Origin of the sequence: Pseudomonas sp. B16(2017) (assembly GCF_002113205.1) — a bacterium.
GTDB lineage: Bacteria > Pseudomonadota > Gammaproteobacteria > Pseudomonadales > Pseudomonadaceae > Aquipseudomonas > Aquipseudomonas pharyngis.
The window spans coordinates 230,104-256,126 of sequence record NZ_NEKA01000004.1 but is presented as its reverse complement, the minus strand read 5'-3'; the positions used below and the strand labels follow the sequence as shown (position 1 = coordinate 256,126).

The following is a 26,023-nucleotide window of genomic DNA, read 5'->3' as shown; positions in this document are numbered from 1 at the left end:
CCTTATTGGCTGGAAACGGAAGACGATTGGGCAGCGGGTTTGGGTGCCGGCATGAAGAACATGACCAGCGCCACCAGCAGATAAATCAGGTACGCGCCGAGGGTGCTGACGGTCGGTGCATCCTGATAACCGAACATGCCGGCCAGCACCGAGCCCAGCGGGCCGTCCATCGGCAGCGTCGCGCTGAAGTCGAAGAGCACGGTTTGCAGGTGGTTCCACACCCCGGCTTCATGCAGGGCCTGCACCGAGTTGGCGAGAATCCCGGCGGCGACCACGAGGATGAACAGCCCGGTCCAGCGGAAGAACGCCGATAGATTCAAACGCATGCTGCCGCTGTAGATCAGGAAGCCGACGACGATCGCCAGAATCAGGCCGAGCAGGGCGCCGATCGGCGCGGCCGGGCCTTCGCTCTGCTGGAACACGGCGAGCAGGAAGAACACGGTTTCCAGGCCTTCCCGGGCCACGGCGAAAAACACCATGGCGATCAGCGCGATGACCTGATGCTTCGACGCGGTCAGCGCATGATCGAGGGAGGCTTGCAGTGAATGCTTGATCGAACGCGCCACTTTGCGCATCCAGAACACCATCGAACTGAGAATGCCCACAGCGACAAGGCCGACCACGCCTTCGAACAGTTCCTGCTGCTTTTGCGGGAATTCGGCACTGACCAGCTCCAGGCCACCGCCGACCAGCAACGCCAGCGCAGCAGCGAGAAACACGCCGATCCACACCGCCGGCATCCACTGGCCACGGCCGGTCTGTTGCAGGTAACTGGCGATGATGCCAACGATCAGCGCGGCTTCGATGCCTTCGCGCAACATGATCAAAAAGGGAACGAGCATTCGGCGGTCACTGTGTAACGAAATGAGGTTACAAGTTGTAACATAATGAAAGTCATTCTCACATGGCATTCATTGACATTTAGCTGAACCTCAGCTGAACGAGTCTGAACATCCACGCCGCCCAGCCAGCTGCGCTAAGATGCCCGCCACTCGAACAACAACAGGGCTCAGAGCGCGTTCCATGTCGGAAAAAGACACCATCGCCATTCAACTGGTGCGCGAAGCACTGCTGCAAAGTTGTGCCCCGGGCGTGGCCACGGAAGAAGTCTTGAGCAAGGTCGGGATCGATCCGGCGTTGCTGCCCACCGATGACGCCCGTGTGCCGGCCAGCCAGTACGCGCGGTTGTGGCGCCTGTTGGCGCGGCGCGGCGATGACGAGTTCTTCGGCATGGACCCGCGCAAGCTGAAATCCGGCAGCCTCGAATTCCTCTGCCGCAGCGCAATGGCCCAGCCGAACCTGGCGGCCGGGCTGAGCAGCGGTTTGAATTTCCTGTCGTTGATGCTTGAACGCCTGCCGGCGCAACTGGTGCACCAGCAGAGTCTGGCGGAGATCGTGCTGCTGGAAGACGATTCGGAACCGCGCCGTGCCTTCACCTATTTCACTTATTGGATGATCGTCCACGGCGTGGCGTGCTGGCTGGCGGGGCGGCGGATTCCGATCCTGGCCATCGAGCTGCGCTGCCCGGTGCCGGATTTCTGCGATGACTATCGGGTGATGTTCTCGGAAAACCTGCGTTTCGACCGGCCGCGCACGCGGATGATCTTCGCCGCTGATGTGCTGGATCTGCCGATCAAGCGCAGCGCCGAGGAGTTGAAGCGCTTCCTGGCCCATGCCCCGGCCAACATTCTGGTGAAGTACCGCGACCCGGAAAGCCTCGCCAGCCGGATCAAGCAGGATCTGCGGCAGCTGCCCGCCGAACAGTGGCCTGAAACCGACGCACTGGCCCAGCAACTGTGCATGTCGGCCTCGACCCTGCGCCGGCGTCTGGCTGAAGAAGGGCAGACGTATCAGGGGTTGAAGGACAGCGTGCGCAAAGAGCTGGCGATCACCTGGCTGGCGGAGCCTTCGATCAGTTTTGCCGAGATCGCCACGCGGCTGGGCTTTGCCGATGCGAGCTCGTTCTACAAGGCGTTTCGCAAGTGGTCGGGAACTAATCCGGGGCACTATCGCAGCTTGATCCTCAACGAAGCGTCCTGACCCACACCTCCCACCATTGATTCTCGTTCCCACGCTCGGCGTGGGAGCGATCAAAGTCCGGAATCTTGGCCAAACCAGTCATCCACTTTGAGGGCTTTGACCATTGCCGCAGCCGGCGTGCGGCGCGAGTATTCCTCTGTTGTTTACGGTTCCCCAACCTAATAAGAACAGAGGGATTCTGGCAATGCGCGATTACTTGTCTGCCACCGCACAGTTTGATTATCAGCACACCGTGGACGCCGCACTCAGCGGCACGCTCGAGGCGCTCAACGCTTGCGTCGAATGTTGTGACCGCCACGCCTTGCCGGGGCGCATCGCCCTGTTCTGGGAAGGCCGCGATGGCAGCAGTGCGACGTACACCTTCAGCGACCTGCAGGACAAAGCCGCGCGTTTTGCCAATTTCCTTCTCGCCCAGGGCGTGCAGAAGGGCGACAAGGTCGCCGGCCTGCTGCCGCGCAATATCGAATTGCTGATCACCGTGTTCGCCACCTGGCGCATCGGCGCGGTGTATCAACCGCTGTTCACCGCGTTCGGCCCCAAAGCCCTCGAACATCGCCTGAACAGCTCCGGCGCCAAAGTGGTGGTCACCGATGCCGCCAACCGGCCGAAACTCAGCGAAGTCGCCGATTGCCCGACACTGGTCACCGTCGGCGGCCCGAAAGGCCAGGGCATCGTCCGTGGCGATTTCAGTTTCTGGGCCGAGTTGCCCAACCATTCCAGTGTCTGCGAACCGCTGATGCTGACCGGCGAAGACCCGTTCCTGCTGATGTTCACCTCGGGCACCACCGGCCCGTCGAAAGCGCTGTCGGTGCCGCTCAAGGCCATCGTGGCGTTCCAGAGCTACACCCGCGATGCCGTGGACCTGCGCCCGGAAGATGCGTTCTGGAACGTCGCCGATCCGGGCTGGGCCTACGGCATCTATTTTGGTGTGACCGGCCCGTTGTCGATGGGCCACCCGATCACGTTCTACGATGGCCCGTTTACCCTCGAAAGCACCTGCCGGGTGATCAACAAGTACGGGATCACCAACCTCACCGGTTCGCCCACGGCGTATCGCCTGCTGATTGCCGGTGGCGATGAGTTCGCCAGGTCGATCAAGGGCAAGCTGCGCATCGTCAGCAGCGCCGGGGAGCCGTTGAACCCGGAAGTGATCCGCTGGTTCGCCGACAACCTCGGCGTGGTCATCCACGATCACTACGGCCAGACCGAACTGGGCATGGTCCTGTGCAACCACCACGGCCTCGAACACCCGATCCACCTCGGTGCCGCCGGTTTCGCTTCGCCGGGCCATCGCATCGTGGTGCTCGACGAGCAGAACAATGAACTCGGCGTCGGCCAGCCCGGCATCCTCGCCATCGACCGCACGCAGTCGCCGATGTGCTGGTTCGCCGGCTATGAAGGCGTGCCGACCAAGGCCTTCGTCGGCGATTACTACCTGAGCGGCGACACCGTCGAGTGGAACCCGGACGGCAGCATCAGCTTCGTCGGCCGCAGCGATGACGTCATCACCACTTCCGGCTACCGGGTCGGCCCATTCGACGTGGAAAGCGCACTGATCGAACACCCGGCCGTGGTCGAAGCGGCAGTGGTCGGCAAGCCCGATCCGGAGCGCACCGAACTGGTCAAAGCCTTCGTCGTGCTCAACCCGCAATACCGCGCCGAACCAGCGCTGGCCGAAGAATTGCGCCAACACGTGCGCAAGCGTCTGGCCGCGCACTCGTACCCCCGTGAAATCGAATTTGTCAGCGAGTTGCCGAAAACCCCGAGCGGCAAATTGCAGCGCTTTATCTTGCGCAACCAGGAAATCGCCAAGGCTCAAGAGGCCGCGGCGCACACCGTTTCAGCTTGAATCAGGAAGTCAGTCATGCAGATCGAGAACAAGGTTTTTATCGTCACCGGCGGCGCGTCCGGCCTGGGTGCCGCTACCGCTGAATTGCTGGTGAACGCCGGCGGCAAAGTGATGCTGGTGGACATGAACGCCGATGCCGTCTTTGCCCAGGCTCAGCGCCTCGGCGCGCAAAGCGTGGTGGCCGACATCAGCAACGAAGCCGCCGCCGAAGCCGCCGTGCAGGCGACCGTTAAAGCCTTCGGCAGCCTGAATGGTCTGGTGAATTGCGCCGGCATCGTTCGCGGCGAGAAGATCCTCGGCAAGAACGGCCCGCACGCCTTGTCCAGCTTCGCTCAGGTGATCAACGTCAACCTGATCGGCAGCTTTAACATGCTGCGTCTGGCAGCGGCAGCGATTGCCGAAAGCGAAGCCAACGCCGACGGCGAGCGTGGTGTGATCATCAACACCGCGTCGGTTGCGGCGTTCGACGGCCAGATCGGCCAGGCCGCGTATTCCGCGTCCAAAGGCGCCATCGCCAGCCTGACCTTACCCGCCGCCCGTGAGCTGGCGCGCTTCGGCATCCGGGTGATGACCATCGCCCCGGGCATTTTCGAAACCCCGATGATGGCCGGCATGACCCCGGAAGTGCGCGACTCGCTGGCCGCCGGCGTACCGTTCCCGCCGCGTCTGGGCAAACCTGCCGAATACGCCGCGCTGGTGCGGCATATCATTGAAAACAGCATGCTCAACGGTGAGGTGATCCGTCTCGACGGTGCCTTGCGCATGGCCGCCAAGTAAGGAGGATTTCCCATGACTATCTCCAATGATCCGATTGTCATCGTCAGCGCCGTCCGCACCCCGATGGGCGGTTTTCAGGGCGAACTGAAAAGCCTGACCGCGCCACAACTCGGCGCGGCGGCGATCAAGGCTGCGGTTGAACGCGCCGGTGTCGCCACCGATGCGGTCGATGAAGTGTTGTTCGGCTGCGTATTGCCTGCCGGTCTCGGTCAGGCACCTGCGCGTCAGGCTGCGCTGGGCGCCGGGCTGGACAAATCCACCCGCTGCACCACGGTCAACAAGATGTGCGGCTCGGGCATGGAGACCACCATTCTGGCTCACGACATGCTGCTGGCCGGCAGTGCCGATGTGGTGATCGCCGGTGGCATGGAAAGCATGTCCAACGCGCCGTACCTGCTGGACCGCGCCCGTGCCGGTTACCGCATGGGCCACGGCCGGGTGCTGGATTCGATGTTCCTCGACGGCCTCGAAGACGCCTACGACAAGGGTCGTCTGATGGGCACCTTCGCCGAGGATTGCGCCGAAACCAACGACTTCAGCCGCGAGGCTCAGGACGCTTTCGCCATCGCCTCGACCACCCGCGCCCAGCAGGCGATCCAGGACGGCAGCTTCAAGGCCGAGATCGTTCCGCTGACCGTGACCGTCGGCAAAGAACAAGTGATCATCAGCAACGACGAGCAGCCACCGAAGGCCAAACTGGACAAGATCGCTTCGCTGAAACCGGCGTTCCGCGAGGGCGGTACGGTAACTGCGGCCAACTCCAGCTCGATCTCCGACGGCGCTGCTGCGCTGGTGCTGATGCGCCAGTCGCAAGCGCAGAAACAGGGTCTGAAACCACTGGCGGTGATTCACGGCCACGCAGCCTTCGCTGATACCCCGGGCCTGTTCCCGGTGGCGCCGATTGGTGCGATCAAGAAGCTGATGAAGAAAACCGGCTGGTCGCTGGATCAGGTCGATCTGTTCGAGGTCAACGAAGCCTTCGCCGTAGTCGGCATGGCGGCGATGACGCACCTGGAAATTCCTCACGCCAAGCTGAATATCCACGGCGGCGCCTGCGCGTTGGGTCATCCGATCGGTGCGTCCGGCGCGCGGATTCTGGTGACCTTGCTCTCGGCCCTGCGCCAGAAAGGCCTGAAACGCGGCGTTGCGGCGATCTGTATCGGTGGCGGTGAGGCCACGGCGATGGCCGTGGAATGCCTCTACTAAAGCTCGCGCATCTCGAATTGTGGGGGCGGGCTTGCTCGCGAAAGCGTCCTATCAGCCAACACTCACTGTGCTGATCCACCGCTTTCGCGAGCAAGCCCGCTCCCACAGGGGATAGACGGTGCCAATGAATAAGGATTCACCATGATTCCCAATGACGACCAACAACAAATCCGCGACATGGCCCGGCAGTTTGCCGAGGAACGGCTCAAACCGTTCGCCGCCGAGTGGGATCGCGAACACCGCTTCCCGAAAGAAGCCATCGGCGAAATGGCCGGGCTGGGCTTCTTCGGCATGCTGGTGCCGGAGCAGTGGGGCGGTTGCGACACCGGCTACCTGGCCTACGCCATGGCCCTGGAAGAAATCGCTGCCGGCGACGGCGCATGCTCGACGATCATGAGCGTGCACAACTCGGTGGGGTGCGTGCCGATCCTCAAGTTCGGCAACGACGACCAGCGCGAGCGCTTCCTCAAACCGCTGGCCAGCGGCGAGATGCTCGGAGCCTTCGCGCTGACCGAACCCCAGGCCGGTTCCGACGCCAGCAGCCTGAAAACCCGTGCACGGCTGGAAGGCGATCACTACGTGCTCAACGGCTGCAAACAGTTCATCACTTCCGGGCAGAACGCCGGGGTCGTGATCGTGTTTGCGGTCACCGACTCGAGTGCCGGCAAACGCGGGATCAGCGCGTTCATCGTGCCGACCGACTCGCCGGGCTACAAAGTTGCCCGCATCGAAGACAAGCTCGGCCAGCACGCCTCGGACACCTGCCAGATTCTGTTCGAAGACGTGAAAGTGCCGGTGGCCAACCGGTTGGGCGAGGAGGGCGAGGGCTACAAGATCGCCCTGGCCAACCTCGAAGGTGGCCGTGTCGGTATCGCTTCGCAATCGGTGGGCATGGCCCGCGCCGCGTTCGAAGCGGCGCGCGATTACGCCCGCGAACGCGACACCTTCGGCAAGCCGATCATCGAGCATCAGGCCGTGGCCTTCCGTCTGGCGGACATGGCGACTCAGATCGCCGTGGCGCGGCAGATGGTGCATTACGCCGCCGCCCTGCGCGACAGCGGTCAGCCGGCGCTGGTGGAAGCGTCGATGGCCAAACTGTTCGCCTCGGAAATGGCCGAGAAGGTCTGCTCCATGGCATTGCAAACCCTCGGCGGTTACGGTTACCTCAGCGACTTCCCGCTGGAGCGCATCTACCGCGACGTGCGGGTCTGCCAGATCTACGAAGGCACCAGCGACATTCAGCGCATGGTCATTTCGCGCAATCTTTGAGAAGGAATCTGCACATGAGTTACGAAACGATTTTGCTGGAAACCCATGGCCGCGTCGGCCTGATCACCCTTAATCGCCCGCAGGCGCTGAATGCCCTCAACGCGCAACTGGTCAGCGAAGTGAACCGCGCGCTCGATGGTTTTGAAGCCGACGCGAATATTGGCTGCATCGTCATCACCGGCTCGACCAAAGCCTTTGCCGCCGGCGCCGACATCAAGGAAATGGCTGATCTGACCTACCCGCAGATCTACATGGACGACCTGTTCAGCGACAGCGACCGCGTAGCCAACCGGCGCAAGCCGATCATCGCCGCAGTCAACGGTTTTGCCCTGGGCGGCGGCTGTGAACTGGCGCTGATGTGCGACTTCATCCTGGCCGGCGACAATGCCAAATTCGGCCAGCCGGAAATCAACCTCGGCGTGCTGCCGGGCATGGGCGGCACCCAGCGCCTGACGCGCGCGGTGGGCAAGGCCAAGGCCATGGAAATGTGCCTGAGCGGCCGCATGATCGACGCGGTGGAAGCCGAGCGCTGCGGCATCGTTGCGCGGATCGTGCCGAGTGCCGAATTGCTGGACGAAGCGCTGAAAGTCGCCGCAGTGATCGCCAGCAAATCGCTGCCGATTACGATGATGGTCAAGGAAAGCGTGAATCGTGCGTTCGAAGTGAACCTGACTGAAGGCGTGCGTTTCGAGCGTCGGGTGTTCCATGCGGCGTTTGCGACGCAGGATCAGAAGGAAGGGATGGCGGCGTTTGTGGCCAAGCGGCCTGCCGAGTTCCAGGGCAAGTAACGCGGCGCTTCCATCGCCAGCAGGCTGGCTCCCACATTGGATCTGTGATTACACAAATCCCTGTGGCAGCCAGCCTGCTGGCGATGCTTTTAGAGCTGGTAGTTCTTCAACTCCCGAGCAATCACCATTCGCTGTATCTCGCTCGACCCCTCATAAATCTGGGTAATCCGCGCATCCCGGTAGTACTTCTCAACCGGGTAATCCTCCAGATACCCATACCCGCCATGAATCTGAATCGCTGACGAACACACCTTCTCGGCCATTTCCGACGCAAACAGCTTGGCCTGCGAAGCCTCCGACAGACACGGTTTGCCCGCCGTGCGCAGCCGCGCCGCGTGCAGGATCATCAAGCGGGCCGCGTTGATCTGCATCTGCATGTCCGCCAGCAGGTTGGCGATGCTCTGGTGCTCGACAATCGCCTTGCCAAACTGCACCCGATCACGGGCATAACCCAGCGCCGCCTCGAACGCCGCACGGGCGATGCCCAATGCTTGCGCGGCAATACCGATGCGTCCGCCTTCAAGGTTGGAAAGGGCAATTGCCAAACCTTTACCGCGTTCACCCAGCAGATTGGCTTCAGGAATGCTGCAATTGTTCAGCGTCACTGCGCAGGTATCGGAAGCACGAATGCCCATCTTGTGTTCGGTGCGATCAACGATGAACCCCGGCGTATCGGTTGGCACCAGAAACGCCGAGATGCCACGCTTGCCCAGATCCGGATCGGTCACCGCAAACACGATCGCCAGTTTCGCCCGCTTGCCGTTGCTGACAAATTGCTTGGCGCCGTTGATCACCCATTGCCCGTCGCGCAGTTCGGCGCGGGTGCGCAGGTTGTGCGCCTCGGAGCCGGCCTGGGGTTCGGTCAGGCAGAAGCAGCCGATCACCGCGCCGCTGGCCAGATCCGCCAGCCAGGTCTGTTTCTGTTCTTCGCTGCCGTAGTTGAGCACCGGGCCGCAGCCTACCGAGTTGTGGATGCTCATGAACGCGCCGGTGGCGCCGTCACCGGCAGAAATCTCTTCCACTGCCAGCGCATAGGCCACGTAGTCGACGTACGTGCCGCCCCATTCTTCCGGCACCACCATGCCCAGCAGGCCGAGTTCGCCCATCTTCGCCACCAGACCGTCATCGATCCAGCCGGCCTTTTCCCAGGCTTGTGCGTGGGGCGCGATTTCGCCGCGGGCAAAGTCCCGGGCCATGTCGCGGATCATGACCTGGTCTTCAGTCAATTCGAGATCGTGCATGGCTCAGCTCCCGCTCTCTGCGAAACCGTGGAAGAAACTTGCGACCTGTTCGGCGTGCAGCGCGGCCAGGGTCGGCGGATTCCAGCGTGGTGATTTGTCTTTGTCGATCAGCAGGGCGCGCACGCCTTCGATCAGGTCGCCACGTTCGAACCACTGGCGATCCAGATGCAGTTCGAGGGCGAAGCACTGTTCCAGGCTCAGATGGCGGCCGCGACGGAGCATTTCCAGGGTCACACCCATGGCCAGCGGCGAGCGGGTTTCCAGCAGGTCGGCGGTGGTGGTTGCCCATTCGTGGCTGTCGGCGACGGTCACGGCGCGCAGTTGCTCGACGATGCTCGGCACGTCCGGCAACGCAAAGAAGTGGTCGATGGCCGGGCGCAAGGCTTCAAGCGGCGCATCCGGCAGGGTTTGCACGGCGTGGCGGGCTAACAGGTTTTGCAGATCCTTGAGCGGCGTGTCGTGCCATTCCAGGTGATCGAGTTGTTCGTCGAGGATGCCGAGTTTGCTGCTCTCCAGATACCAGTCGGCCAGGCCGCAATACAGCGCATCTGCTGCACGGATCTGCACGCCGCTGACGCCCAGGTAAATCCCCAGCTCGCCGGGTATCCGTGGCAGGAAATAACTGCCACCGACATCCGGGAAGTACCCGATCGCCACTTCCGGCATCGCCAGACGGCTCTTCTCGGTGACCACCCGCAGATCGGCGCCTTGCACCAGCCCCATGCCGCCGCCGAGAACGAAACCGTCCATCAGCGCCAGCACCGGTTTGCGGTAGTGGTGGATCGTCAGGTCGAGGGCGTATTCCTCGACGAAGAAATCTTCGTGCAGCGTGTCGCCGCTTTTGAAACTCTCGTAGAGCGAGCGAATGTCGCCACCGGCGCAGAAGGCTTTCTCGCCGGCACCGCGCAGCACCACCGCGTGGATATCGGTATCGGCGGCCCAGGCGTCCAGGTGCCGCTGGAGCTGGCGCACCATGTCGAGGGTCAGGGCATTGAGGCCGGCGGGGCGGTTGAGGGTCAGATGACCGATGTGATTGCGAACCTCGGCCAGCACTTCGTGCGGCGTGGCATCCATGGACGAAGTCCGCGGGGATGAAGCCTGAGCAGTCATCACTAACTCCCTGCTTTTATTGTCTTTATTCGAGAAGCTCGCGCGCGAGCGTTAGCGGATCGTAACAGTGCAAATTTGCCGTGTACAACGGGGATATGTGCATGGGCTGTCTGCATTTTTGCCTTGTCTGGAAAGCTGCTTGCAGGCGTTGATTCCAGTCCCTGCCGTCATTCGCCGCGAAGCTGTGCTTGAAGGGTCCGGGCGCAAAGCAACAGGGCGCGCCTGGCCTCTTCATGGGCGGCGGGGTAGTTCATGAAACCGTGACGCATCCCCGAAAACTCTTTGTGTTCGACAGTGACACCTGCTGCTCGCAATCGCCTCGCGTAGGCACGGCCTTCATCCCGCAGAACGTCAAGTCCGCAGGTGATGATCAACGTCCGGGGCAATCCACGCAGCGAGTCACTGAGCAGGGGCGACAGCCGTCTGTCCACGCGCGATGTACCGGGCGGCAGGTAGTGACCGAGGTACCATTCGATCATGTCTGTGGTCAGTCCATGTCCTTGCCCGAATTTCGTGTGGGAGCGGCGGCGTGTGTGGCAATCGAGCAAAGGGTAAAGCAGCAACTGAGAGCAGATACCTGGCTTGTCACATTCAGCGTCGCGCTGGCTGATGACGGCGGCCATCCCGCCTCCTGAACCACCTCCTGCGACTGCAATGCTTGAAATATCCAGTCCGCAATCAACGCCTTGCCGTGTCACCCACTTGAAAGCTGTCCAGCAGTCTTCCAGAGCTGCCGGAAACAAGTGTTCCGGAGGGCGGGCGTAATGAACGGCGACCACGGCGCAACCAGCCCACTCACACATCAACCGGCAGAATCCGTCATGCGTGTCCAGGTCTCCCGTGACCCACCCCCCGCCATGAAAGAAAACCAGCACGGGAAATGGCCTCTTGCCGGGCGGCGTGTAGAGGCGCAGCGGCAGTGACCGGCCATGGCTTTGAATCGCCAGGTCATGAACGCAGGTGACTTGCGCCTCACGCAACGCCGTTCTGGCGTCCTCTACAGTCAACGAGGTTTCATCCATGGCCGCAGCTCCTGCCCGAACGGGCCTCTGCCTCGATCTCGATAACGTACTCAGGGCTGACCAGTCGAGAGACTTCCAGCAACATTGTCGTCGGTGGATGCCCTTCGAAAAACGCTTTGTGCGCCCGCGCGATTTCTGGCAAGTGATCCATATTGGTGGTGTACATGCGCGTGGCAATGATGCGGGTACGATCCTCACCCAGTTGCTTCAGCGCCTGTTCGATGATTTTCAGACATCGCCGTGTCTGGGCGTACGCATCGCCAGGTTTGAAGGGCTTGCCGTTTTTGCGAAATGCCACCGTCCCTCCGACCAGAATAGTGTTGCCAGCCTTCACGGCTCTGCAGTAACCGGCGAGGCGTTCCCAAGGTGCTCCGGAATAAACACGTTTGAATTTCATGACTCAGGCTCCTGTGCCCAGATCGACTGGAAGTGTCTTCAAACCCCGGAATTGCAGGTTGCTGTTGCGCCACGTAGCAGGCCGGTGCGTGATGAGATGCAAGTCGGGGAAGCGTTGCAACAGCGAGGTGAATACGATCTTGGCCTCTAGCCTGAATAGCACCGTGCCCAAGCAAAAATGTTCGCCTCTTCCAAACGTCAGGTGATCGCACTTTGGGCGACGAATATTGAACTTGTCGGGATTGGGGAATTTTGTCGGATCACGATTGGCTGAGGCTCGTATCAAGTAAGCCAGCTGCCCCTTTTTCATCGTGACGTTGTCAATGGTGACGTCCTCCATGAGCACCCTGTGGCTCAAGGAGCCGGCAGGGTCGAAGCGCAGCATTTCTTCAATGAATGAGTCGATCAGTGTCGGGTCAGCCTTCAGGGCCTTGAGTTGTTCGGGATGCTTTAGCAAATGCAACAGGCCGAGACACAGTTGGTCTGCACTGGTGGTGTAACCCGCAACCAGAATGAACACGATCTGTGCCAGCACTTCATCAACACTGGCGGCGCTGTTCTGGCCACTCTCCAGTACCCGACTCACGAGGTCATCTCTGGGTTGCCTGCGCCGCTCTTCAATGAGCTCAGCGAAAAAGGCGTACATTTCCTTGATGCCTTCCAGGGCCTGATCCGGCCCCTGATCCGCATCCTGGCTGCCGCCGAGAAACATGACAATGTCTCGCGTCCAGCGTCGAAGCTTTAGCGCGTCATCCTCCTCCATGCCGTAAAGCCAAGCCAGAATCAGGGCTGGAATCCGGTCAAAAAGCCTGGCTTTCAAATCGGTCTGTCCGCGCAGCCTCGACAGTTCGCGATCAGTGATGTCTTGAATGATTGTCCGCAAGGATTCGATGGAGCGGGGTGTAAAGGCATTGCCCAGCAATTGACGACTGGCCTTGTGAACTGCGCCATCCTGGGAATACATCCATCGGGACGCCAGTTTGATGAATTCGGTCAGATGCGTGCGTTTGTTTTCAGGCACCCGCGCGTCGATCAGTTGTTGCATGCGGTTTGACGAAAAACGCCGGGCGTCAGCTTGTGCAGCGAAAACATCGCAATGACGCGTCAGAAACCACGCCTGCAAGTGTTCGCACCAGTAGACCGGTTGATGTTCCCGCAGCCAGGCATACGCCCGGTAAGGGTTGCGAATCGTATTGCGGTTCGAGAAATCCGGCTCCCTTTCGTACAGCGGTTTCGTGAAGTGTTTTATGTAGTCTTTTTTGTCGATGGGGGCACTGACCAGCTCTGACGGTGGTTTGAGCAGCTTGTTTATCAAGCTCAGTCGAGCTTCGGTGGCGTTCTGCTCCAGCTCGGTGTTGGCAGCGAGCCCCCATTGGTAAAGTTTCGGGGAAAAGACGTGGACGATGTCCTCGAATATCTCGGATGACACAAGCCTATTGCGTTTACCTTCGTCGATTATCAGATCCAGCGCTCGAGCGTAGGTGAGCGCTACAGCCTGACAATGGGAAAAATCACCGGCACGGCGGCACTCATCAACAATTGAAGATTCAATTTGCTGTGCGATGTTGTCAGAGGCAGACCGCGGCCGGTTTATCGCGTCCCGGGCAACCTGACAGCACAGGACATTGTTATCACCAGCAAAGGTGGTGCTGATCTCGTGATCCATGCACAAGGTGACGATCTGGTTGTGATGGTGAAAACCCTGCGAACCACAAAGCTCTCTGCATGCCCTCATGACCTCCAGACCCAGCCACGTGCCGACAATTTTGACGATGGCGGCAAGAATATGCAGTTCTGTCCGTCTGGCCGGCTGATGCCAGTACGCTTCGAACCGCGACAGCACCGCCCGCTCCAGCATCTTCAGGGCCAGCACCTTGAGTTGTTCGACATACAGGCGTTGTTGGAACAGTGCCTTGGTCAGAAGAGACTGGCTGCCTTCGTTACCCTTGAGCAAACGATTCAAGCCGAAACGATACGTCAGGTAAACACACATACTGGCGCCACCACGAGCGGCAGCAATAAGGAAAAGGCGTTCCTGGATGAATGTCTGCATCGCGCTTTTCAAGCGTTCTTTTGGCGGGATGTCGCTGCTGAAATCACCTTGCGCAGAGAACCTGGCATAGCGTTGCATCAGCGCGCCCAGCGGCAACTTCATTTTGCTAAAGCGGATGCCGGCGACTTGATTGGCGTGGATCCCGCCCTTGGGATCGCAAGTGGTAATCCTGACGCCTGGCAAAAGCGGGCCATTTTCTTCCTCGCGAATTCGCACGCGGAACCAGTGCAACCCCTCATCCACACCTTTGACCATCAGACGCCCCAGTACCATGACCACCACTGCTGCGTGCAGGGCGTTGCCGATCCAGAACTTGCAGGACTGTGCAGTGGGCGAGTTCAGAATCAGACAATGTTTGTGAGGGGCATGGGTGATTGTGGTTTGCAGGTTGCCAACATCGGAGCCGCTGGCGATCTCCGTGCAGCCAAAAGCGTAAACCGCATCCAGCTGACAGATCTCCTGTTGATACTGCGCGATCTGGTTCTGACTGCCATGGGCAAAAAAAGCGTCACCGGCAATGAAGTGGTCGACGATGCAGGCAATCAGTGAATAGTCCCAGGCGCCAATAAGCGCTGCACGTTCAAGCATCAACCGGAATTCAGACTGACGGGGTTGGCCCAGCCACATGGCATTAGTCATGAGCCCGTTACCGATGATCGCGCGCATACGATCGATATTCAGATCCATATATTCGCGCAGAGACGCGCGATGGCGCTTCTCGGGGTCGAACAAGGGCGTTTGCAGCAACTTCAGCAGTGGGTCGCTCATGAAACGTTCCTCTCGCAGATTTCGAAACCATGGATTCGAAAACCACCAGATTCGCGGAGCTGGCGAAAACACGCTGGCCCGCCAGTGAAAAGCGGGGCATCCGGGCGGACTGCAGGTTACGCGGGAACTGCGATGTTTGAGGAAAGTAACGGTTCAGTCAAAGCGCAAAGCCAGCTCGCTTCTCAACAACGTTGAGCGTTCTTCCATAGCCAGACTACCGATGTCATCGCTACTGGACATTACTGCGGGCCAGACTTCCAAGTGAAAAGCAGACAGATCTGTGCGGTACAAGGTTGAAAGGTAGACGTTGGCCATGTCTTGGCAAGGGCGCCCGACAACCTTCGGTCGGATCACGTCTTACCGGCGTCCACTCAGCACTTCACCAATACTCCGCCGTTTGGCATGCAACTCACTGGCATGAATCAACTGTTCCAGATCCTCCGGCGTGACATCGATGAACGCCTCCATATCGGCCAGTGCCAGTTTCAGATCTTCGGCCGTGATGGACTGAATATCCACCGGCGCCACGGCCGGCGCCGGTTCGGCGGGGCGTTTCGGGTAGCGGATGCGGGTGAGGTTGTTGTAGGCCAGTGCGGCGAGCAGCAGGCAGGCGGCGCTGAGCATCACCGGTTCCAGGGCTTTCCAGTCCATGGCGATGGTCATCGGGTCGGCCAGCACCATGGTCAACGCGACGGCGCCGGCCGGCGGGTGCAGGCAGCGCAGCCAGCACATCAGGATCAGCGCCATGCCTGCCGCGAGGCACGCGCTGCCGAGGGTTCGACCGAGGACGTGGGCCACCAGCAACGCGACGACACCGGCGCACAGGTAGCCGCCGATGATCGACCATGGCTGGGCGAGGGCGCCGGAGGACACCGCGAACAGCAGCACCGCCGAGGCGCCCAGCGGGCCGATCAGGTGGTAGGCCACTTCAATGCCGAACACCTGACTGCACGCCCACACGCTGAACAACGTGCCCAGCGCCATGCCGATGGCGGCGCGGCTCCATTCGGTGGGGCGGGTGTTGATGGCGGCGGGCAACCAGCGAGCGAGCATGCAGAATCGATCCTTTGCGAAATTCAGGGCAAAAAAAAGGACTTGTCCGTAAACGCGGAAAGTCCTTCGAAGTGTTCCAACTATTGGGGGAGGAACGCGCACAGTGTGCCAAGCAATCACGATGCTGACAAATTCATATAAATGCAGTTTCAGTGCATTATTTATGCAGTAAAGCCACGCGCCGCCCACTCATGAAACACAGAATCCCGCCCATCGCCGTCAGTGCGCTGAGGGCGTAGAACATGTTCGGCGCAGGCGTATGCATCAGCAGAAAGCCGCAAATCACCGGGCTCAGCGCGCCGCCGAGGGCCGCCAGGTTCTGCGCGCCGTAATAGCTGCCGCGCAGTTCTTCCGGGGCCAAAGTGTCGACGAACAGGAATTCCGACGGGTAAATGATCATCTCGCCGAGGGTGAAGATGAACATCGCGATGCACCAGGTCACCAGGCTGTCGGCCAGGCTGAAGCCGATCAGGCCGAGGATGAACAGGCTGGTGCCGGCGGCGATCCAGTAGCGCAGTTTTTCCCGGTTGAGAAAGCGACCGATCTGGTATTGCAGCAGGATCACCGCGATGGCGTTGCAGGCGAGCAGGGCGGCCATGGTTTGTAACGCCCGTTGCGAGTCTTCGACCACCAGCAGGTATTGCGACAGGTACAGGGTGAAGCGGCCGTGAACCACGGTGCTGAGCAGACAGCCGCAGGTGAACATGATCAGCGTGCGGTCGTTTTTCAGGGTGATCAGGGTTTTCAGGAAGCTTTGCGGCTGGCCGATGGCGGCGACCGGGCTGGCATCCTTGGGAATCCCGATCATCAGGAAGATGCTGCCGAAAGCAATGCCGGCGGCAATCAGGAACGGCGCAATCGGGTACACCCCGGCGATTACCACGCCGAGCATCGGACCCGTGGCGTAGCCGATGTTGGTCAGCGTATAGCGTAGGGAAAACGCCTTGGCCCGCTGGCCCATGGGCAGGTTTTCACTGAGGATCGCCTTGGAGCCGATCAAGAACAGCGCCGAGGCGGTTTCGGTGATGACCAGGGTTGCGGTGGTCAGGTAGAGGTCTTTGGCGAAGGTCAGCAGCACGAAGCCGATGGCGCTGGAGAGCATCGCCAGAATCAGCAACCGGCGCTTCTCGAGCCGGTCGATGATGTAGCCGCCGTACAGCGCAAGCAGGGTGGCGATGAACACCGCGATGCCCAATAACAACCCGACGTCCTGTTGGTTGAGGCCGAGCTTGTTGCTCAGAAACAGCGTGAGCAACGGACTGGTGATGGCGCGGCTGACGACGATGGTCAGCGAGACGATCATCAGGCGGCGGATAACGAGCGAGTAGGTGGCCACGGAAAATCAAATGTCCTTATTCGGTTAACAGGCGCTCGAGATCGCGTACGGAATCCAGCGTTTGCAGTTGCCGCAGCTGCGCCAGTAACGGCTCAACCTTGACCGGTGGAATCACCCGCAGCGCCAGACTGAAAAACTTCTCCTCCAGCGCCGCCTCGCTCAACGGATTGCCCGGCGCGCCCAGCGGCACCTCGACACACAGACTCGCCTGACGCCCGTCGCGGGTTCGAACAATGACCAGCGGCTCGCCATCCTCCGACAGTCGCTCATCCACTTCAAGGCGAATGCGCGTCAGCCAGTGAGCGATGCGCGGATCGTTGCGTGGCTGCTCATCGTAAGCCTCGAGTCGGCAATGACCGTGCACCAGCCGCGCGGCGAGGGCGTAGGGCAGGCTCATCTGCGCAGCGGCCAGACTTTGGATGTCGCGACCGCCGCACATGTCGAGCAGAAACCCGCACAGGTGCACCTGGATGTCTTCCACCTGATCGGCGCCGACCTGCAATTGCTCCAGCAACAACCCAAGCGCATCGATGGCCGAATGGGTGCCACGGCACGCGGCATAGGGTTTGATCGAGCAGCGCGCGAGTTTCCAGACCTTTCCCAAATCGGCATCCAGCGCATCCGGTTGTGCGCTGGCCGGCGCCAGGGTCTTGAGAAAACCACCCCAGACATCCTCGAACAACACCGACGGCCCGCTGACGCCTTCGCGAGCAAAACGCGCGGCGAGCAAGCCACCCTCGGCCGCCCGGCCACTGTGTAGTTTTTTGCTCTGCGAACCGTCGTGGATGAACGCCCACAACCCGCCGCTGAAACTGCCGGCGATGCCTAGTGCCGACACGGTCTGCCCGACATCCAGCGCAAAGATCCGCGCACAGGCTGCCGCCGCGCCGAACACGCCGCAAGTGGCGGTGGAATGCCAGCCGGCGCCGTTGTGCGCCGAATAACTGCCGCAGGCTTCCAGCACCCGCCGGCCGATTTCGTAGCCGATCACCACGGCGGTGATGAACTCGCGACCGTCTACCGGCCGATCCACCAGTGACAGCGCCGCCATCACCGCCGGCAACACCACCGCGCCCGAGTGATCGCAACCGCCGGTGTCGTCCAGCTCCAGCGCATGGGCGGCGATGCCGTTGAGCAAGGCCGCATGCCCTGCGCCGACCCGCAACGATGAACCCCAGACCAACGCAGTGCCGGGTTCGGCGCCGAACACCTGTCGCGCCTGAAGCGCCACCGCACTGTCAGCCCCGGCCAGTGCTGCGCCGAAGGTGTCGAGAATGTGCCGCTTGGCTTGTTCCACCAACGCTGGCGGCAGATCTTCAAACCGCGTTTCGACGCAAAACTGCGCCAGCCGCTGCATGCGTTCGGTCATACGAGGTAGTCCCGATAATGGCGCTCATACACCGACGCCGGATGATCCTGCGCAACCGGCGCCGCCGTCTGCGCCCACCACTGCGCGACTTCGGCTCCGGTGGCGATCCACACGTCGTCATGCTGCTGAATGCCTTGCAGCAATTCGCGCAGCACACCGATGCGCCCCGGCGTGGCGATGATTTCCGGGTGCAGGCGCAGCACGTAGCACAGGCCGAAGCGGTGGAACCCGGCGAAGTCCATTTGCAGGTTGCCCAGGGTGTGGCTGTAGGAGGCGATCCGCGATTGCGCCGGCGGTACGGCCGGACTCAGGTTGAAGGCGAAGTAGGGCTCGTCTTCCAGTTCGTAATGCAGCGGCAACTCGACCACTTCGGGCGCGGTCGGGTGCAAGAACGGCAGGTCATCGCCACGCCATGATGACGACCAGAGAATGCCGTGATCTTTCAAGGCTTCGATGAAGCCCGGCGCGCCGTTGCCCGCAGGAATCCGGAAGCCGGTTGGAGGCACACCGGTCAATGTTTTCAGTGCGGCGCAGCCCTTGGCGACTTCCGCACTCTGCGCCGCCAGATCCAGCGTGTCGAAATCCTGATGGCGGTAGCCGGCGCAGGCGATTTCATGGCCGTCAGCCAGAATCGCGGCGATGTGCTGCGGGTTTTCCTCGGCGACGATGCCGGGCACGAACCAGCTGCTGCGCACCCCGAGTTCCCTGAACAGGCCGAGCATACGCTCGACGCCGCGTTGCGTGCCGTAGCGCCACACCGACAGCGTCTTGTCGCGCCCGGCGACTTCCGGGGCCTGGGTGAGAATGCCGTGGATGTCGTTGTAATCGACGGTCAGCACCACCGCGCAGCGTTTGCCGGCGGGCCAGAGGTTGTCAGCGTCAGCCATGGTGATGCTCCTTCAGCCACCAGCGGGCGACGTCGCGGCAAGTGGCGAACCACACGTCATCGCGCTGGCGCATGTGGTCGAAGAGTTTCTCCAGCAACAGGATGCGCCCCGGTTTGCCGGTGATTTTCGGGTGGAACAGGGTGGTCAGGCACAGGCCTTCGTCCATCGCGCCGTCGTACTCGCGTTGCCAGTTGTCGAGGGTCAGTTCGTAGCTGGCGGTGCGGTCGAGCCCGGACGGGAAGTTCGGTGCGCGGGTGTAGGCGAGGGAGGCGTAGTCGTCCATTTCCCAGCGGCCGGGGATTTCCACCAGCGGCGTGTCGTGGCCGGGGACATTGACCAGATACGGGCGATCGTCGCCGCGCATGCTGCTGGAATAGATGACGCCGTTGTCGGCCAGCATCGCCGGGGTTTCGGCGCGCCAGTCGCCGGACGGGGTGCGAAAACCTTCGGCGCGGATGTGCAGGTATTGCCAGAACACGTCGCGGGACTTGTTCATCACGGCCTGCTGCTGGTCCAGCGTCAGGGCGTAGAAGGATTCGTGTTTGTAGCCGTGGTAGGCGACTTCATGACCGCGCTCGACGATGGCCTGGCACTGTTTCGGCCAGTTTTCCACGACCCAGGCGGGGACGAAGAAGGTGGTCGGGATCTTGAAGGTGTCGAGCAGATCCAGCAGGCGTGGCAAGGCGCGGTAGGGGCCGTAGCCGCCAAAGCCGAAGTATTCGGGTTTGTGCCAGATCGAGTTGTTGAGCATGGCATCGCCGGTCGGGCCGTCGAGGTCGAAGGCCAGGGCGAGGCAGGCTTTGTGCTGGTCGGGCCAGGTGGGTTGCAAGGAGGACATCGATAACTCTCCAACTGTTCACGACCCCTGTGGGAGCTGGCTTGCCAGCGATGAGGCCTGTACATTCAACATTGATGTCGACTGATCGAGCGCCATCGCGGGCAAGCCCGCTCCCACAGAGGAACCAGTTACTTGCCGGCGTTGATGGTCACATCCTTGATCGCACCCAGTTCCAGATCCCACTTCTTCAGGATCGCGTTATAGCTGCCGTCATCCACCATGCTTTGCAACGCCACCTTCACCGCTTCACTCAGCTCAGGCTTTTTCTTGCTCACCCCCAGCCCGGTGAACTGCACGGAGATCGGCTGGCCGACCGTCTTGTACATGTCCTTTTCCTGGGTCTTGAGGTACGACAGGGTTTCGCTGCCCTGCATCGCCGCGTCGATACGGCTCTGGCGCAGTTGGGCGCGGGCGTCGGCCGAGCCTTCGGTGCCGATCACGTTGATCGCTGGTTTCCCGGCGGCTTCACAGTTGGCCTTGCTCCACTCGGCGATTTCCGCCGGGAACGTCGTGCGGCGGCTGGTGCCGACTTTCTTGCCGCACAGGTCGATGATCTCGTTGGTCGCTGCGTTCTTTTGCAAGGTGTAGAACTGCGGGCCGCTGGTGAAGTAGTCGACGAAGGTCACGCTGGCCTGGCGCTCGGCGGTGTCGGTCATGCCCGACAGGACCATGTCCACGCGGTCGGTGGTCAGGGCGTTGATCATTTGCTCGAAGCCGGTTTCCTGCCACTTGATCTTCACCCCGAGGCGTTCGGCCAGGGCGTTGCCCAGGTCGTAGTCAAGGCCGGTGAGCTTGTTGGTGGCCGGGTCCTTGAAATCCATCGGCGGATAGTTGGGCATGATCGCGACGACGATCTCGCCTTTTTCCTTGATGCTGGCCGGCAACTCGGCGGCCACGGCGACACCGCAAGACATGAGGGAGGTGAGTACTGCTGGAATGACGAAGTTCTTCATGGACGTTCTCTTATGAGTGTTGTGAAGGCCAAAGGGGCCTCAGGTTCGAACGGCAGAAATGAAGCTTTGGGTGCGCGGGTTTTGCGGACTTATTAGTATTTCTTCGGGGCTTCCAGCCTCCACGATCTGCCCGCCGTCCATGAACACCATGCGGTTGGAAACCTCCCGGGCGAAGCCCAGTTCATGGGTGACGACGATCATGGTCATGCCGGTCTGCGCCAGATCGCGCATCACCGACAGCACCTCACCGACCAGTTCCGGGTCGAGTGCCGAAGTGGGTTCATCGAACAGCATCAGCTTGGGTCGCATGGCCAGGGCGCGGGCAATCGCCACCCGTTGCTGCTGACCGCCCGACAACTCGATCGGGTAGCTGTTGCGTTTGTCGGCCAGGCCGACCCGGGCCAACAGTTCCAGGGCTTCTTCGTGCGCCTCCTTGGGCGAACGCTTGAGCACCTGGCACGGGCCTTCGATGATGTTTTGCAGCACGGTCATGTGCGGGAACAGGTTGAAGCGCTGGAACACCATGCCGGTGGCCAGGCGCTGGCGGGCGATCTGCGACTCGTTGAGTTCGTGCAGCTTGTGCCCGACGACGCGGTAGCCGACCAGTTCGCCGTCGACCCAGAGGCCGCCCTTGTCGATCTTTTCCAACTGGTTGACGCAGCGCAGCAGGGTGCTCTTGCCCGAGCCCGACGGGCCGATGATGCACAGCACTTCGCCTTGCTCGACCTCGATGTTGATGTCCTTGAGCGCGTGGTACTGGTCGTAATATTTGTTCAGGCTCACGGCCTTGACGATGTTTCTCATGTTCGACTCCTCAAGAACGCTTGCCGGCGCCGCGAGCGAAACGACGCTCCAGACGGCTTTGACCGAAGGACAGGACGGTGACGGTGGCCAGGTACCAGATACCGGCGACGATCAGCAGCTCCATGACCCGGGCGTTGGCGTAGTAAATGTTCTGGGCGTTGTAGAGCAGTTCCGAGTACTGGATGACGCTCGCCAGCGAGGTCATTTTCACCATGCCGATGAACTCGTTGCCGACCGGCGGAATGATGATCCGCATGGCCTGCGGCAGGATGATCCGGCGCAGCGCTTGCAGGCGCGGCATGCCGATCGACTTGGCTGCTTCGTACTGGCCGGTGTCCACGGACAGCAGGCCGGCGCGCACCACTTCAGCGGTGTAGGCGCCCTGATTGATGCTCAAGCCGAGCAGGGCGGCCACGAACGGGGTCATCAGGCTCACGGTGTCGAGTTCGAACAGGCCGGGAATGCCGATGGTGGGGAAGATCAGCGCCAGGTTGAACCACAACAGCAGTTGCAGGATCAGCGGCGTACCGCGAAACAGCCAGGTGTAGGTCACGGCCACGTAGCGCAGGATCGGGTTGGCCGACATGCGCATGATCGCGGTGATCACGCCGAACACGATGCCCAGCGCCATGGCCAGCACGGCCATGATGATCGTGTTGAACAGGCCCCACATGATCGCTTCGGAGGTGAGGAACTGGCCGATGTACGACCATTCGATCTTGCCTTCGGCGAAGGCCCGCACCAGGCCGATGATGGCGATGACGATCAGGGTGGCGAAGAAGATCCGCCCGTAATAACGCCGTGGCACGTGCTGGTACTGGGTAATGTCGAACTGGTTTTCCGCCAGTTTGCGCTCCGCCTGGAGTCGTTCTGCCTGAGTCTGGCTCATGGTGTTTCTCCGAACTGTACTTTCAAATCCACCGCATTCCACTGTGGGAGCGAGCCTGCTCGCGATTGCGGCAGCACTCTCGACATCTCTGCTGGCTGATCCATCGCCATCGCGAGCAGGCTCGCTCCTACAGGGTTTGCGTATTGGCCGTTAGAGGCGGAAGCCCTGGTAGTTTTCGGTCCACTGTTGCTGTGCGGCGAGGGCGGTTTTCAGGCGGCCGATCTGCTCGCGCACCTGTTGCGGTGCGGTGCCGCCCCAGCCGCTGCGGGCAGCGATGGCGGCCTCCAGGGTCAGGCTGTCACGCACGTCTGCCGTGAGGCGCGGGTCGATCTCGGCCAGCAGCGCCGGCGAGGCTTCCCACAGTTCGATGCCGTGTTTCTCGCAGGCCTGCACCAGCGCGCCGGTGATTTCGTGGGCTTCCTTGAACGGCACGCCGCGCACCGCCAGCCAGTCGGCGACTTCGGTGGCGAGGGTGAAACCCAGCGGTGCCTGACGCCGCAGTTCCTCGACGTTGACGGTCATGGTCGCGACCATCCCGGCCATGGCCGGCAGTACCAGCAGCAGGGTGTCGACGCTGTCGAGCACGCCGTTCTTGTCTTCGCTCAAGTCGCGGTTGTAGGACAGCGGCAGAGATTTGAGCGTCGACAGCAGGCCGGTCAGGTTGCCGATCAGACGGCCAGCCTTGCCCCGGGCCAGTTCGGCGATGTCGGGGTTTTTCTTCTGCGGCATGATCGAGCTGCCGGTGGCGTAGGCGTCGTCCAGATCGACCCAGCGGAACTGGCGCGACGACCACAGGCAGAACTCTTCGGCCAGACGCGAGATGTTGATCCCGAGCATGCTGGCGATGAATAGGAATTCGGCGACGTGATCGCGGCTGGCCACGGCGTCGATGGAGTTTTCGCAGACCCCGGTGTAGCCCATTTCCCTGGCCGATTGCTGCGGCTGGCGAGCGATCGCGGAACCGGCCATGGCTGCTGCGCCGAGGGGCGACAGCGAGGTGCGCGCGTCCCAATCCACCAGGCGTTGCACGTCACGCAACATCGATTGCGCGTGGGCCAGCAGGTGATGGGCGAACACGATCGGTTGCGCCTGCTGCAAGTGAGTGAAACCCGGGCAGATGCTTTCGACGTGCTGCTCGGCCTGATCCACCAGCGCCGTTTGCAGGGCCAGCACTTCCACGGCCAGGGTGCGGACATGATCACGCAGGAACAGGCGCAGGTCGTTGGCGGTCTGGTCGTTGCGCGAACGGCCGGCGCGCAGCTTGCCGCCCAGTGCGCCGAGGCGTTCGGTCAGCAGGCGTTCGATGAAGGTGTGAACGTCTTCGTCGTCCAGGGTCGGGGCGATGCGCCCGGCGGCGAAATCGGCACCGATGCCGTCCAGGGCTTCGATCATCGTGCGGGTTTCCTGCTCGTCGAGCAGGCCGGCACGTTGCAGTTCCCCGGCGTGGGCCTTGGAGCCGGCCAGATCGTACGGCGTCAGGCGGAAATAGCGCTCGGGGCAACGGGACAGGGCCGCCAGGGCTGCGGACGGGCCGCTTTTGAAACGGGCACCCCAGAGACGGTCGGTGGTTTGAGACATTTGTTGTTTTCCTCGTCGGTAACGCGAACTGAAATCGGTGTGCCGGGCCCTGAAAAATCGTGCCGGCCAATTAGTGGACAGAAGCGGCAGACAGAATCAGGCCAAAGCAGTTTTCAAGAGGGCAGTTGCAAGAGACAAGAGCTGATCGAAGTGTCAGCTTTTAATGTTTGGCGATCAGTGAGTTGGCACTGATGTTCGGGATTTTCTGGCGGTTGCCAAGGCTGGTTTTCTGTGATCATTATTATTAGCCGGCGATGTTTTTGTTGTTGGACACAGATTGTTGAACATTGCGCCAGAGGTAAATCAGCATTATGGAAACCCCACTTTCCAATTCCGGAAACCCACCGGTCAAAACCGCTCACCGGGCACCTTTGGCCCTCAGCGGACTGGATTTCAAACTGCTCAAGGTGTTCAAGGCGGTGGTCGAGGCCGGCGGCTTCAGCGCGGCGCAAAACGAGCTGAATGTGGGCCTGGCCGCGATCAGCAAACAGATCTCCGACCTGGAAATCCGCATCGGCATGCGCCTGTGCACCCGTGGCCGCGAGGGGTTTCACCTGACCGAAGAAGGGCGTCTGGTGTATCAGGCGTCGATTGATCTGTTTGCTTCGGTCGACAACTTTCGTGACCGGCTTAGTTCGGCGCAGAACGAACTTATCGGCGATCTCGGAGTGGGGGTGATCGACAATACGATTAGCGACGATAATTCACCGTTAGTTGCCGCGCTTAGAAAGATAAATGAGCATTCACCGAAAGTAAGGTTTCAACTTCAGGCGACCCAGCTGGATGAAGTGGAAAGAGGCGTGGTGGAAGGTCGCTTAGTTGCTGGAATAGTCCCGGTTTATCAAAAGCGCGAAGAGTTCGATTATTACCCGCTCTATGAAGAACGCTCGCAGGCTTACTGCGCCGTCGGCCATCCGTTGTTCGAGATGCCGACGGAGCAGATGGGCGGCAACGTGCTGCAGGATTACGAGTGCATCAACCACCGCTACGCGATCCATCGCGACAAGCTCAACTTCGCCCGCTACGACAGTTTTTCCGCCTCGGCGACCCAGGTCGAAGCGGTGGCATTGTTGATCAAGACCGGGCGTTTCGTGGGCTTTCTACCGCAACACTACGCCGCCACGCTGGTGGCCGCCGGGCAGTTTCGCGCGGTGTGCCCGGAACTGATCCACTTCGTCACGCCGTTCAATTTGATCCTGCGCCACAACACCGTGCGCAGTCCGTTGGTCAAGGCGTTCGCCCAGGCGCTGGGGGTTGATCTCAAGGCGACGGCGTGAGGATCAGGCGCATGGCGCAACGTCGCTCGCCGGGCAATCCGTGAGCGATTTCATCGCGCAATACATGGTTCAGACGCGCGTCCTTTTCCTCGGCGTTCAATAGCGCAAAACCCATGCGTTGATAGAACGGCGCATTCCACGGCAGATCGCGAAAGGTCGTCAGCGTCACCGCCCGAAGTTGCCACAGACGTGCCTGTTCAATCGCCGCCAACAGCAACTTGCGACCGACACCCCGGCCCTGAAAGTGTTGGCTGACGGACAGTTCCTCAATGTGCAACTGTTGGTCGACCGTCACCGCCCTTAAAAAACCTGCAAGTTGCCCGTCGTTGTTTTGCGCCACCCACAGTTCGCCCCGTTCAATGGCCGGTAAATGCTCAAAGGGCTGCGGCACGGCGGCATCCGCCAGCCAGGCCAGTGAAGAGTCGAGGCGAAACAGCGCGGCGGCCGAACGCTCGATGGTGGGGAGGGCAATGGCATCGGCTGCAAGGGCCTGTCGCACGGTAAAGGTCATCAGTCAGCG

General features: G+C 61.2%; 23 protein-coding genes. 7 read left to right on the top strand and 16 right to left on the bottom strand.

Features of this window, described 5'->3' with window-relative positions:
- Positions 1–2: 2 nt before the first annotated feature.
- Entirely contained in the window at positions 3–842 is an 840-nt protein-coding gene (gene efeU, locus CAG25_RS08710) for an iron uptake transporter permease EfeU (protein ID WP_085603429.1), read from the bottom strand.
- Between the two features lie 181 nt (positions 843–1,023).
- Here efeU and CAG25_RS08705 point away from each other — a divergent pair, with 181 nt between their 5' ends.
- The 6 genes from CAG25_RS08705 (at position 1,024) to CAG25_RS08680 (ending at position 7,929) form a co-directional block, all read left to right on the top strand.
- Positions 1,024–2,040, top strand: coding sequence for an AraC family transcriptional regulator (locus CAG25_RS08705; protein ID WP_085610377.1), 1,017 nt, complete (start codon positions 1,024–1,026; stop codon positions 2,038–2,040).
- Between the two features lie 184 nt (positions 2,041–2,224).
- Positions 2,225–3,889 carry an AMP-binding protein gene (locus tag CAG25_RS08700; protein WP_085610376.1) on the top strand — a complete coding sequence of 555 codons (1,665 nt, stop codon included), beginning with the start codon at positions 2,225–2,227 and terminating at the stop codon, positions 3,887–3,889.
- 15 nt (positions 3,890–3,904) lie between these two features.
- Positions 3,905–4,666: an SDR family NAD(P)-dependent oxidoreductase gene (locus tag CAG25_RS08695; protein WP_064596844.1), complete on the top strand. Its 762-nt coding sequence runs from the start codon at positions 3,905–3,907 to the stop codon at positions 4,664–4,666.
- Positions 4,667–4,678: 12 nt separating this feature from the next.
- On the top strand, positions 4,679–5,872 hold the full coding sequence (locus tag CAG25_RS08690) for an acetyl-CoA C-acyltransferase (protein ID WP_085610375.1): 1,194 nt from the start codon (positions 4,679–4,681) through the stop codon (positions 5,870–5,872).
- A gap of 141 nt (positions 5,873–6,013) precedes the next feature.
- Complete coding sequence (locus CAG25_RS08685) at positions 6,014–7,141, top strand: acyl-CoA dehydrogenase (protein ID WP_085610374.1); 1,128 nt, start codon at positions 6,014–6,016, stop codon at positions 7,139–7,141.
- A 14-nt stretch (positions 7,142–7,155) separates the two neighbouring features.
- Positions 7,156–7,929, top strand: a complete 774-nt coding sequence (locus CAG25_RS08680; RefSeq protein ID WP_064381493.1) for an enoyl-CoA hydratase — start codon at positions 7,156–7,158, stop codon at positions 7,927–7,929.
- Positions 7,930–8,018: 89 nt separating this feature from the next.
- On the opposite strand, the gene CAG25_RS08675 is transcribed toward CAG25_RS08680, so the two are convergent.
- The 14 genes from CAG25_RS08675 to argH form a co-directional block, all read right to left on the bottom strand.
- Positions 8,019–9,170 carry an acyl-CoA dehydrogenase family protein gene (locus CAG25_RS08675; protein ID WP_039768643.1) on the bottom strand — a complete coding sequence of 384 codons (1,152 nt, stop codon included), beginning with the start codon at positions 9,168–9,170 and terminating at the stop codon, positions 8,019–8,021.
- Between the two features lie 3 nt (positions 9,171–9,173).
- Positions 9,174–10,280, bottom strand: a complete 1,107-nt coding sequence (locus CAG25_RS08670; protein WP_085610373.1) for an enoyl-CoA hydratase/isomerase family protein — start codon at positions 10,278–10,280, stop codon at positions 9,174–9,176.
- Between the two features lie 167 nt (positions 10,281–10,447).
- Positions 10,448–11,302, bottom strand: a complete 855-nt coding sequence (locus CAG25_RS08665; protein ID WP_085610372.1) for an alpha/beta hydrolase — start codon at positions 11,300–11,302, stop codon at positions 10,448–10,450.
- Positions 11,295–11,699: a RidA family protein gene (locus tag CAG25_RS08660; protein ID WP_085610371.1), complete on the bottom strand. Its 405-nt coding sequence runs from the start codon at positions 11,697–11,699 to the stop codon at positions 11,295–11,297. Before CAG25_RS08660 ends, CAG25_RS08665 begins: the two co-directional genes overlap by 8 nt.
- 3 nt (positions 11,700–11,702) lie before the next feature.
- A complete protein-coding gene (locus CAG25_RS28620; protein ID WP_085610370.1) occupies positions 11,703–14,519 on the bottom strand; it encodes a cytochrome P450 in 2,817 nt (938 codons plus the stop codon).
- A 357-nt stretch (positions 14,520–14,876) separates the two neighbouring features.
- Positions 14,877–15,572, bottom strand: coding sequence for an HPP family protein (locus CAG25_RS08650; RefSeq protein ID WP_085610369.1), 696 nt, complete (start codon positions 15,570–15,572; stop codon positions 14,877–14,879).
- 157 nt (positions 15,573–15,729) lie between these two features.
- Complete coding sequence (locus CAG25_RS08645) at positions 15,730–16,908, bottom strand: MFS transporter (protein WP_085610368.1); 1,179 nt, start codon at positions 16,906–16,908, stop codon at positions 15,730–15,732.
- Positions 16,909–16,924: 16 nt separating this feature from the next.
- On the bottom strand, positions 16,925–18,277 hold the full coding sequence (locus CAG25_RS08640) for an MmgE/PrpD family protein (RefSeq protein ID WP_085610367.1): 1,353 nt from the start codon (positions 18,275–18,277) through the stop codon (positions 16,925–16,927).
- On the bottom strand, positions 18,274–19,164 hold the full coding sequence (locus CAG25_RS08635) for a polysaccharide deacetylase (protein WP_085610366.1): 891 nt from the start codon (positions 19,162–19,164) through the stop codon (positions 18,274–18,276). The genes CAG25_RS08640 and CAG25_RS08635 overlap by 4 nt, the downstream gene beginning before the upstream one ends.
- A complete protein-coding gene (locus CAG25_RS08630; RefSeq protein WP_085610365.1) occupies positions 19,157–20,002 on the bottom strand; it encodes a polysaccharide deacetylase in 846 nt (281 codons plus the stop codon). The genes CAG25_RS08635 and CAG25_RS08630 overlap by 8 nt, the downstream gene beginning before the upstream one ends.
- A gap of 128 nt (positions 20,003–20,130) precedes the next feature.
- The gene (locus CAG25_RS08625) at positions 20,131–20,955 is read right to left on the bottom strand and encodes an ABC transporter substrate-binding protein (protein WP_074690517.1); all 825 of its coding nucleotides are present in this window, start codon (positions 20,953–20,955) and stop codon (positions 20,131–20,133) included.
- A gap of 39 nt (positions 20,956–20,994) precedes the next feature.
- On the bottom strand, positions 20,995–21,759 hold the full coding sequence (locus CAG25_RS08620; RefSeq protein WP_039768627.1) for an amino acid ABC transporter ATP-binding protein: 765 nt from the start codon (positions 21,757–21,759) through the stop codon (positions 20,995–20,997).
- A gap of 10 nt (positions 21,760–21,769) precedes the next feature.
- Positions 21,770–22,648 (bottom strand): amino acid ABC transporter permease, encoded by an 879-nt coding sequence (locus tag CAG25_RS08615; protein WP_085610364.1) that lies wholly within the window; start codon positions 22,646–22,648, stop codon positions 21,770–21,772.
- A gap of 150 nt (positions 22,649–22,798) precedes the next feature.
- Positions 22,799–24,226 carry an argininosuccinate lyase gene (gene argH / locus CAG25_RS08610; protein WP_085610363.1) on the bottom strand — a complete coding sequence of 476 codons (1,428 nt, stop codon included), beginning with the start codon at positions 24,224–24,226 and terminating at the stop codon, positions 22,799–22,801.
- A 311-nt stretch (positions 24,227–24,537) separates the two neighbouring features.
- Here argH and CAG25_RS08605 point away from each other — a divergent pair, with 311 nt between their 5' ends.
- Entirely contained in the window at positions 24,538–25,503 is a 966-nt protein-coding gene (locus CAG25_RS08605) for a LysR family transcriptional regulator (protein ID WP_064596810.1), read from the top strand.
- On the opposite strand, the gene CAG25_RS08600 is transcribed toward CAG25_RS08605, so the two are convergent.
- Positions 25,487–26,014 (bottom strand): GNAT family N-acetyltransferase, encoded by a 528-nt coding sequence (locus CAG25_RS08600; protein ID WP_085610362.1) that lies wholly within the window; start codon positions 26,012–26,014, stop codon positions 25,487–25,489. The genes CAG25_RS08605 and CAG25_RS08600 overlap by 17 nt on opposite strands.
- Positions 26,015–26,023: the final 9 nt, after the last annotated feature.